This is a genomic window from Clostridium vincentii (genome assembly GCF_002995745.1).
Taxonomy (GTDB): domain Bacteria; phylum Bacillota; class Clostridia; order Clostridiales; family Clostridiaceae; genus Clostridium; species Clostridium vincentii.
This window is the reverse complement of the sequence record NZ_PVXQ01000040.1, coordinates 17,223-27,141: the sequence shown is the minus strand read 5'-3', so window position 1 is coordinate 27,141 and position 9,919 is coordinate 17,223. Positions and strand designations below refer to the sequence as shown.

Annotated in this window: 11 protein-coding genes and 1 tRNA gene; 1 reads left to right on the top strand and 11 read right to left on the bottom strand. The window is 31.8% G+C overall.

Going from position 1 to position 9,919, the window contains the following annotated elements; all coding sequences use genetic code 11:
• The 10 genes from CLVI_RS14400 to CLVI_RS14355 form a co-directional block, all read right to left on the bottom strand.
• A partial coding sequence (locus CLVI_RS14400) for a GTP-binding protein (RefSeq protein ID WP_207655393.1) occupies positions 1–286 on the bottom strand: 286 nt, incomplete at its 3' end.
• A 61-nt stretch (positions 287–347) separates the two neighbouring features.
• Positions 348–423, bottom strand: a tRNA-Thr gene (locus tag CLVI_RS14395).
• An 86-nt stretch (positions 424–509) separates the two neighbouring features.
• On the bottom strand, positions 510–1,082 hold the full coding sequence (gene sigH, locus CLVI_RS14390; RefSeq protein WP_242980721.1) for an RNA polymerase sporulation sigma factor SigH: 573 nt from the start codon (positions 1,080–1,082) through the stop codon (positions 510–512).
• A gap of 139 nt (positions 1,083–1,221) precedes the next feature.
• Entirely contained in the window at positions 1,222–1,734 is a 513-nt protein-coding gene (locus CLVI_RS14385; RefSeq protein WP_106060821.1) for an NYN domain-containing protein, read from the bottom strand.
• 9 nt (positions 1,735–1,743) lie between these two features.
• Positions 1,744–2,538 (bottom strand): 23S rRNA (guanosine(2251)-2'-O)-methyltransferase RlmB, encoded by a 795-nt coding sequence (gene rlmB, locus CLVI_RS14380; RefSeq protein WP_106060820.1) that lies wholly within the window; start codon positions 2,536–2,538, stop codon positions 1,744–1,746.
• A gap of 8 nt (positions 2,539–2,546) precedes the next feature.
• On the bottom strand, positions 2,547–2,969 hold the full coding sequence (locus CLVI_RS14375; RefSeq protein WP_106060825.1) for a Mini-ribonuclease 3: 423 nt from the start codon (positions 2,967–2,969) through the stop codon (positions 2,547–2,549).
• A gap of 62 nt (positions 2,970–3,031) precedes the next feature.
• Complete coding sequence (cysS, locus tag CLVI_RS14370; protein WP_106060819.1) at positions 3,032–4,429, bottom strand: cysteine--tRNA ligase; 1,398 nt, start codon at positions 4,427–4,429, stop codon at positions 3,032–3,034.
• A gap of 16 nt (positions 4,430–4,445) precedes the next feature.
• A complete protein-coding gene (locus CLVI_RS14365) occupies positions 4,446–6,161 on the bottom strand; it encodes a proline--tRNA ligase (protein WP_106060818.1) in 1,716 nt (571 codons plus the stop codon).
• A gap of 139 nt (positions 6,162–6,300) precedes the next feature.
• Complete coding sequence (ispD, locus tag CLVI_RS14360) at positions 6,301–6,978, bottom strand: 2-C-methyl-D-erythritol 4-phosphate cytidylyltransferase (protein WP_106060817.1); 678 nt, start codon at positions 6,976–6,978, stop codon at positions 6,301–6,303.
• Between the two features lie 20 nt (positions 6,979–6,998).
• Positions 6,999–8,093, bottom strand: coding sequence for a PIN/TRAM domain-containing protein (locus tag CLVI_RS14355; protein WP_106060816.1), 1,095 nt, complete (start codon positions 8,091–8,093; stop codon positions 6,999–7,001).
• Between the two features lie 299 nt (positions 8,094–8,392).
• Between CLVI_RS14355 and CLVI_RS14350 the strand changes: the two genes are divergently transcribed.
• Positions 8,393–8,788 carry a nucleoside triphosphate pyrophosphohydrolase family protein gene (locus CLVI_RS14350; RefSeq protein WP_106060815.1) on the top strand — a complete coding sequence of 132 codons (396 nt, stop codon included), beginning with the start codon at positions 8,393–8,395 and terminating at the stop codon, positions 8,786–8,788.
• 63 nt (positions 8,789–8,851) lie between these two features.
• Here the strand turns inward: CLVI_RS14350 and disA are convergent, their stop codons facing one another.
• Complete coding sequence (disA, locus tag CLVI_RS14345) at positions 8,852–9,916, bottom strand: DNA integrity scanning diadenylate cyclase DisA (RefSeq protein WP_106060824.1); 1,065 nt, start codon at positions 9,914–9,916, stop codon at positions 8,852–8,854.
• Positions 9,917–9,919 lie beyond the last annotated feature (3 nt).

Below are 9,919 nucleotides of genomic sequence, written 5' to 3'. Positions count from 1 at the left end.
CTCCTGTTATCATATTCTTAACATAATCAGCATGTCCTGGACAATCAACGTGTGCATAATGTCTGTTTTCTGTTTCATATTCAACGTGAGCTGTATTAATTGTAATACCTCTCGCCTTTTCTTCTGGTGCCTTATCTATTGCTGCATAGTCAAATGCCTTTGCAAATCCTTTTTTTGATAACACTGTTGTAATTGCTGCCGTAAGTGTTGTCTTGCCGTGATCTACGTGACCTATTGTTCCGATATTTACATGTGGTTTAACTCTTTGAAATTTTTCCTTTGCCATTTTGTAAATTCCTCCTTCATTCATCAATAAACTTTGCCTAGTGTTTTATTTCTTATGGTTTTGGAGCTCACGATCGGGATTGAACCGACGACCTCCGCCTTACCAAGGCGACGCTCTACCGACTGAGCTACGTGAGCACTTGTATATTGATTATTTTCTCAATATACCAATTACAAATTATACTGTTTTTTTTCTAGTTTGTCAATAACAAGTTACTTATAGCTTAATTTAAATCTAAACATTTTTCAAGTTTTCTTTTAACCCTCTGTAGGGCATTATCTATAGATTTCGCATGTCTATCCAAATCGTATGCAATCTCTTGATAGGATTTTCCATCTAAATAAGACGTAAGGACTTCAAGTTCTAATTCAGATAGTGCTTTAGCTATTTCATCTTCTATGTAGCTCATTTGTTCTTGACTAATAACTAACGCCTCTGGGTCAGTTATCTTGATTCCTGAGAGTACATCTAGTAAAGTTCTATCAGAATCCTCTTCATAAATTGGTTTATTTAACGACACATAAGTATTAAGCGGGATATGTTTTTGTCTTGTAGCTGTTTTAATAGCCGTTATTATTTGCCTAGTTACACATAGTTCAGCAAAAGCTTTAAATGATGCTAGCTTATCAGGATTAAAATCTCTTATTGCCTTATAGAGACCTATCATACCTTCTTGGTAAATATCTTCTCTATCTGCGCCAATTAGGAAGTAAGACTTGGCCTTTGCCTTAACAAAATTTTCATATTTGTTAATAAGGTATTCTTGAGCTCTTGCATTTCCAATTTTGGCTTCCATTACAACTTCTTCATCTAATTTTTCTTCGAATTCTAAATAATCGCCCTTCGAATACTTTTTATTATACAATTCTCCCCCTCCGAACTATGCTATTACACAATAAATTATACCTCAATAAAAACTGTCAAGTCAATTAATTTCAATCACTCCTACGAATTTCCTCTAATTTTTTTAAAACGTCAAAGTCCACGTTATCTTGCAAATGATTTCTCAACATATTTTTATTCTTTTCTGTTTTATTTCTTATACTATTCTCTATCTCAGAAACTTCATTATAAAATTCTATTGACGACATTCTAACAGCACCTCTTTGAAAAATAGTTTGCTGTTCTAGCCAATCCGAAGTTACAACACATATGTCACATCGTCTACCAAATCTATGTACCTCTCTCTCTATATAACTATCTGCAGTTTCTCCACCTTTTGTAAATACGATAGAAAGATTTTTATTCTTATTCTCTGTATTCTCAAGATTTCCATTTACCTTGTAACCATCAAAAACCAAAATAATTTTAGAATCACTATACGACCCATAATTATGCATTATATCTATCAACTTATTTCTAGCACCATCAAAACTAGAAATTTTATTTTCTTTTAAGTTAGGCCAACTGTTTAGAACATTATACCCATCTACAAATACTATTCTCATATAGCCCCCTTATTTCTCCAACCTACCTTTGAGAACCTCATACATCATTATACCACCTGCAACAGATGCATTTAAAGAGTTTATTTTTCCAATCATTGGTATTTTAACAAGTTTGTCACACTTTTTTAAGGTTAATTTTGAAATCCCTCTTCCTTCACTGCCAATAACTATAGCGCAGGCCCCTCTAAAATCCACTTCATAGCTATATTCTTCTCCAGCTATATCTGCTCCATATATCCATACTCCAGCTTCCTTTAAATCCTCTAATACTGTGTTTATATTAGTTACCTTAGAAACTTTCATATGTTCAATCGCACCTACTGAGGCTTTATATACAGTTGTAGTTATTCCAACATTTCTTCTCTTAGGTATTATTATCCCATGAACTCCGCATAGTTCTGCAGTTCTTATTATTGATCCAAGATTATGAGGATCTTCTATTTCATCCAAAACTACTATGAATGGAGCTTCTCCTTTTTCTTTGGCATAACCTAAAATATCTGATACTTCGCAATAAACAAAAGGCGTAATTTTAGCTATTACACCTTGGTGCACTGCATTTCCACACATTGAATCTAATTTCTTCCTATCCACTTCCTTGACAACTATGCCCCTATCTTTTGCAAGTTTAAGAATTACGTTGATAGAACCCTCAGTCTGTCCTTTAGCCACATATAACGCTTCTATAGTCTTAGTCCCCTTAAGCGCTTCCATAACAGCATTTCTTCCAACAACTAAATCTTCTCTTTCTTCGTTATTAACATATTCTTTTTTTAAATTTTTTTCTTCTAAATTTTCCACCATTGCTCCTCCTAACTTGTTTTTTTAATTATTTCAATACTTGCATTTAATATGTAATGTAATCTTTCCTTATTACCTACCAAGTATAGGTATCCTATCAATGCCTCAAGTCCTGTGGCCATTCTATAGTCTCTGACATCCGCATTCTTGGGTACAGTCGCTGACTTTGCATTTCTTCCTCTTTTATATATGTATTCCTCTTCTTCTGTTAATTTTTGTTCAAGAACATGCATTATTATGGATTGACTTTTAGCCTTTACAAATCCTATTGCTGCAACATGCATTTTATGAGCTGATAAATTTATATTACATGATAGCACATAATTTCTAATAAACATTTCATATACTCCATCTCCAATTAAAGCTAGTTGAAGTGGGTTTAACATTTTTACTTCATCTATGGTAAATTCTCTTATTCTTAAATCCTCTAACATATTTATTCTCCCTTCTTCTTTATCCTTTAAATAAGGGCTGCAAATTCTGCAGCCCTTTAAAATTAATTTTTTTTCCATCTCACGCCTTGTGCAGTGTCCTCTAACATAATTCCTCGTGCTTTTAAGTCATCTCTTATTTTATCTGACATGGCAAAATTCTTATTTTTTCTAGCATTTTGCCGTGCTTCTATCAAGGCTTCTATTTCATCTTCTAAGCTTATTTTTGTAGTTTTTTGAAGGATACCCAAGGGTTCCCCAAGTTCTCTAACTAATTCTAATGCTTTCTTAACTAACTCTTTAGATGAATAAATATCTATATTAGTATTAACATCCTTGGATAATTCAAATAATACAGAAATAGCATCTGCTGTATTAAAATCGTCATCCATCTTTTCTATATACTTATCTCTATATTTATCTAAAGAGTTTAAATAGTTTTCTTCCTCATTATCTAAATTCTGCTTAGTTATCTCATCTAAAAGATTTTCTAGATTGCTAACAGTATTATATAACCTCTCCATAGATGACTTTGCTGAATCTAACAACTCTTTACTAAAATTCAGCTGAATTCTATAATGGGCTGATAACATTAAGAATCTCACTACATCTGCATCATATTCTTTTAATATGTCTCTTGCTGTAAAAAAATTATTTAACGATTTAGACATTTTTTGATTATTAATATTTACAAAAGCCGAATGCAACCAATAATTTGCAAAAGGCTTCCCTGTTAATGATTCACTTTGTGCAATTTCATTCTCATGATGTGGAAATGATAAATCCATACCCCCTGCATGAATATCTATTGTATCCCCTAGCAGCTTCTTAACCATACACGAGCATTCAATATGCCATCCAGGTCTTCCCATGCCCCAAGGGCTTTTCCATGCCGGTTCCCCAGGCTTTTGTGTTTTCCAAATAGCAAAATCCATTGGATCTTTCTTACGTTCATCCACATTTATTCTAGCTCCAGCCTGTAAATTCTCTAAATTCTGTCCTGAAAGTTTTCCATAAGAATCAAACTTTTTTGTACTAAAATATACATCACCATCTATTTCATAAGCAAATCTTTTTTCAATTAATGTTTTTACAAAATCAATAATATCTTCGATATATTCTGTAGCCCTAGGATTAACTGTTGCTCTTTTAATATTCAAAGCATCTGCATCCTTATAATATTCACTGATATATTTATCTCCAATTTCCTTTACTGTAGTATTTTCATCTTTAGCTTTATTAATCATTTTATCATCAATATCCGTAAAATTTTGAATAAATTCTACTTCATACCCCCTATACTGAAAATATCTTCTAATAGTATCAAATACAATAAAAGTTCTTCCATTTCCAATATGAAAATAATTGTATACTGTAGGACCACATACATACATTTTAACTTTTTTAGGAGTTATCGGCTTGAACTCATCTTTTTTTCTAGTTAAAGTATTATATAGCTTCATTATTTAACCTCCTATACTACTTTATTTTTAGGTTATTTATCTCAAATTCTTCCTTTACCCTATCACAAACCTCTTCAATCTTAATTAACTCATTATCCGATTCTGATCTTAGCTTAAACTCAACTGACCCTTCATTAATCTTTTTACCAACAGTAATTCTCATTGGAATACCCATAAGCTCGGAATCCTTAAACTTAACTCCAGCTCTCTCATTTCTATTATCCATTAGTACTTGCACTCCCAATTTTTTTAGGGAAGTATATATAGCTTCTGCAATTCTCATTTGTTCTTCATCTTTTATATTTACCGGAACAACTACTACATGATATGGAGCTACTGACAACGGCCAAATAATCCCGTTTTCATCATTATGTTGCTCTATGATCGACGCCATTGTTCTTGTAATACCTATACCATAACATCCCATAACAAATGGTTTTTGCTTACCATTCTCATCTATAAAAGTTGCTTTCATAGATTCTGAATACTTAGTTCCCAGCTTAAATATGTGCCCTACCTCAGTTCCTCTAGCAATAGTTATCTCACCACCACACTCTGGGCACTTTTCTCCAACTGCTACATTCCTAAAATCTCCAACCTTACCTTGAAAATCCCGTCCATAATTAACATTTTCCAAATGATATCCTGTTTCATTGGCTCCTACTATAAAGTTATGAGTTTTACTTACTTCTGCATCTACTAACAATTCATCTACCTTAATTCCTATTGGTCCTGCAAATCCAACAGCAGCGGAAGTGGCAAGTACAACTTCTTGTGGTGATGCCATGTTAAAGTCATCAACTCCACCTAAGAAATTAGCTACCTTAACCTCATTTACTTCTCTATCTCCTCTAACCATTACTGCTATTATCTTATTATCAGCTTTAAATAATAGAGTTTTTATAAATTTCTTTTTCGACACATTGAATAATTTAACTAAATCTTCTATCGTTTTTGTATTTGGTGTTTCAATTTTATTAACATCTTTTAAGTCTTCCTTCTCACTTTTTTCTGGTATTGCTGATGCCTTTTCCATATTAGCGGCATAATTGCAATCATTGCAAAAGACTACATCATCTTCTCCAACATCTGATTTAACCATAAATTCTGCTGAATTTGAGCCACCAATAGCGCCAGAGTCAGCCTCTACACATTTAGCATCAAGCCCACATCTGTTAAATATCCTTACATAAGCTTCATTCATTTTATTAAAGCATAAATCCAAGCCTTCTTGATCCTTATCAAAACTATAAGCATCCTTCATAACAAATTCCCTACTTCTCATAACGCCGAATCTTGGTCTTCTTTCATCTCTATACTTTGTTTGAATTTGATAAAGATTAACTGGTAACTGCTTATAAGATTTTATTTCATTTCTTGCAATATCTGTAAACACCTCTTCATGGGTAGGTCCTAAACAAAAATCTCTTTGATTTCTATCTTTAAGCCTAAACATTTCATCTCCGTAAGCATCCCATCTACCAGATTCTTGCCAAAGCTCTGCTGGCAGCATAGCTGAAGCTAAAAATTCTTGGGCTCCTTCTTCGTTCATTTCTTCTCTAACTATATCTTCTATTTTATTTAAAACTTTTAACCCTAAAGGCATATAATTATATACTCCTGAGGCCATCTTTCTCATCATTCCAGATCTTAGCATAAGTTTATGACTTACTATCTCCGCTTCTGTTGGAACTTCTCTTAATGTTAATACTAACATATTTGACATTCTCATCTTAAAACTTCCCCTCTTCACTTTAATACATATTATATTTAAAATTAAAAAGAATCCGCCCTTTCCTTAGGGCGAATTCTAATCGCGGTACCGCCTAATATTATTCTCCAATAATGATAACGGTGTTAAACCGATAGTTTTACCTATGGCTAGCTAAATACTCCGCAATAAGTAAATCTTCTTGAGTCGTAACTTTAATATTGTTGTACTCACCTTCATATAAATAAACCTTATGCCCATACATTTCTATGACCATAGTATCATCAGTAACTACAATTTTGTCTCTTTTTATTTTCTCATGGCATTCCATTATTGTACTCCATTTGAAAACTTGTGGTGTTTGCACTGCTACTAAATTTTCTCTGTTGGGAGTTTGTATTGAGAACCCTTCTGAATTTTTTATTTTAATTGTATCCTTCGGCGTTACCCCTGGTGCAGCAGCACCATACTTCGATGCATACCTTATTCCATTTCTTATTATATTCTCTGACACAAAGGGTCTTGCTCCATCATGTATTAGTACAATACTAGAATCTGAACATGCTTTTAGTCCATTATAAACTGATTCTTGACGTTCTTTCCCACCTTCAATAATTTTATTTACCTTCAATGAATATTTTTCTAATATTTCTTTTACGCAATATTGTATTTCATCCTTTGGAAGTACTAATACTATATCCTCTATATCTTTACATTTCAAAAATTTACTCAAGGTATAATATAAAATAGGTTTGCCATTAACAGTAATAAATTGTTTGCTTATATCCGATCCCATTCTTTTACCTTTTCCACCCGCTAAAATTATAGCAGAAATCATTATCTTCTCTTCTCCTCTATTTAATTTTCTTTAGGTTTTGCAAAAATCATTCTTCCGGCAGCGGTTTGAAGCACCGATGTCACTAATACATCTATTCTTTCTCCAATAAACCTCTTTCCATTTTCTACCACAATCATAGTGCCATCATCTAAAAAGGCAACTCCTTGGCTAGCTTCCTTTCCATCTTTAACCACATCTACTACCATTTCCTCACCAGGTATAACCACTGGCTTAATAGCATTTGATAATTCATTTATGTTTAAAACAGATACTCCCTGAACCTCTGCAACTTTATTTAAATTATAATCATTAGTTACAACCTTACCATTTAAGTGTTGAGCAAGCTTAACTAATTTACTATCAACCTCAGCTATTTTAGGAAAATCACCTTCCCAAATTTGCGTTTCAATATTTAATTCCTTTTGAATTCTATTTAATACATCTAACCCTCTTCTACCTCTAACTCTTTTTAAAGAATCGGAAGAATCAGAAATATGTCTTAGTTCATCTAATACAAAATTAGGAATTACTAAAGGGCCTTCAACAAATCCAGTTTCACATATATCAAATATTCTACCATCTATAATTACTGATGTATCTAACACCTTAGGTATAGACCTTGAAATTGATTTACCTTTTTTATCTTTAGTTGAACCGTTTTTTTTAATATTTACCAATATATTAGTAATATCATCCTTCTTTTTTATCATTATGTCCATACCTATAATAGCCGCTATTACATTTAATAGCACAACAATAAGAGGGCCTAAAATTTCATGAAAATCCAACAACGGTTTCGCTAATATGCTTGTAATTATAAGAGCTATAAGAGCCCCTACTGCACCATATACTATCTCACCAATACTTAACTTTTGTATGTTTTTTTCTACATATTCAATTACTTCCGTTATGGCTTTATATATTTTTGGAGATACCAAATATAGAATGATACCAAATATTAAACAAATAAAAATCATAAATAATACCGTTCTGTAGTATTCAGACAATAAACCTAATTCCTTTACAGCAGGAATATTAATTAGAAAATCTCCAATTACATACCCTAAAATTACTCCACCTAAACCGAATATTCCTTGGGCTATTTTTTTTACCATAACCTCACCTCCTAATTATAATTATCGACATTTTATAATTATTGACATTTTCTCAATATTAAATCCATAAAATACAGATATTTTAATTTATTTAATTATAACACACTAATTATAACTCTAAGATAAATAATTTCTATCTTAACATTCTTTTAATTTTTACCCCCTATTAATTCTAGTCTTTATTGTTTATCATAAGTATATTAACAAGAGTTGTACATCCCTTATATTTTTAGAACAAACTATTAATAACGTAATGTAATTAAAATAATACCTTTCAAAATACAAAGGAGTTGGGACCTATGAAGGATATAATTTATGATACTTTTCAAAATTCAGTAAATGATTCTCTGCTTAGGCACAAGAGTATTCTTGATATAATGACAAAATATACAGAATCTAGTGCTAGGGTAAATAGAGCTATTGCTAAAGCTGTTACTAATTGTGGTTGCATTGAAATTAGTGCGAAAAAGCAAAACTTACCAGAGGATAATTCATTAGATAAGATGTGTGATTGTTTGGAATCTCATATACAAGGACAACTATGTGAAAATTGTCGTGAAGTCATTGAAAGAGAAATGGGTAACAATTTATTCTACCTTACATCCCTCTGCAATGATTTAGAAGTCAACTTATATGATGTGCTTCTAAAAGAAAATGATAAAATTAATACTTTAGGTAAATATACTTTTAGATAAAGTATATTGTAATTATTTATAACTAAGTTAAAGGGATACTAAGAATTAGTATCCCTTTAATAATTATAATTGCTTATTTAAGTATACTTGTTCATTAATTCTTTTTAATCCTGACCTTATTGCCCTTGCTCTAGTTTCTCCAATTCCTTCAACCTTATCTAAATCTTCTATTTCAGCTTCTATTATGCTTGCTAAATCTTTAAATTGAGTAATTACATTTTCTATTACAGTTGATGGTAATCTTGGCACTTTGCTAAGCAATCTATATCCCTTCGGTGATATAAGTGTCTCGATTAAAGAAGTGCCTCCATACCCCATAGCACCTGAAATAGTTTCTAAATCTAATAATTCTGACTGAGATAGCTTTTGAACTCCTTTATATACATCATTTACTTCTTCTCCATCTTGTATATAATCTCTAATCAATAAAATTCCATCTTTTTCTATATGTCTAACTAGCTCATTTAGCTGCATTGAAATTAATCTTCCCTCATTACCTAATTCTAATATGTAAATCTTTATTTCTTCAACTATTCTCATGACCATTTCAGTCCTTTGTGCAGCTGTGACTACGTCAAATAAAGTTGTTGAATCCTGAAATTCTAATATATTCAAATTATTTATAACCTTTTCTAATACAACTACATATTTATTCAATGCCTGAATTGCTTGATTTGCTTTTTCTAATATTACACTACTCTCTCTTAGTACATACTTTATATCACCCTTGTAAACAGTTATCATATTTCTTCTTTGAGAAATAGCAATAACTATATTGCCAGTTTGCTTTGCTACTCTATGTGCAGTCCTATGTCTTGTTCCAGTCTCAAATGTAGGTATATATGACTCAGGTAGTAACTGTATATTAGCCGAGATTATTTTTTTTAAATCCTTACTTAAAATAATTGCTCCATCCATTTTTGCAAGTTCGTATATATAAGTTGCTGTATATTCAGCATTAATTATAAAACCGCCATCAGCCATTTTCATAATTTCTTCGCTATCACTCAATACAATTAACCCACCTGTTTTGGCTCTTAAAATATTTTCTAATCCCTCTCTTAAGGCTGTCCCTGGGCATAAAACTTTCAATATTTTTTGTATTTCCATATCCTTTTCTAGCCTCATCAT

Coding starts and splice junctions, on each gene's coding strand:
- sigH (WP_242980721.1), bottom strand. CDS start 1,082: ATGGAAGCCAAAATTGGAAATGCAAGAGCTCAAGAATACCTTATTAAC.
- CLVI_RS14385 (WP_106060821.1), bottom strand. CDS start 1,734: ATGAGAATAGTATTTGTAGATGGGTATAATGTTCTAAACAGTTGGCCT.
- rlmB (WP_106060820.1), bottom strand. CDS start 2,538: ATGGTGGAAAATTTAGAAGAAAAAAATTTAAAAAAAGAATATGTTAAT.
- CLVI_RS14375 (WP_106060825.1), bottom strand. CDS start 2,969: ATGTTAGAGGATTTAAGAATAAGAGAATTTACCATAGATGAAGTAAAA.
- cysS (WP_106060819.1), bottom strand. CDS start 4,429: ATGAAGCTATATAATACTTTAACTAGAAAAAAAGATGAGTTCAAGCCG.
- CLVI_RS14365 (WP_106060818.1), bottom strand. CDS start 6,161: ATGAGAATGTCAAATATGTTAGTATTAACATTAAGAGAAGTTCCAACA.
- ispD (WP_106060817.1), bottom strand. CDS start 6,978: ATGATTTCTGCTATAATTTTAGCGGGTGGAAAAGGTAAAAGAATGGGA.
- CLVI_RS14355 (WP_106060816.1), bottom strand. CDS start 8,093: ATGGTAAAAAAAATAGCCCAAGGAATATTCGGTTTAGGTGGAGTAATT.
- CLVI_RS14350 (WP_106060815.1), top strand. CDS start 8,393: ATGAAGGATATAATTTATGATACTTTTCAAAATTCAGTAAATGATTCT.
- disA (WP_106060824.1), bottom strand. CDS start 9,916: ATGAGGCTAGAAAAGGATATGGAAATACAAAAAATATTGAAAGTTTTA.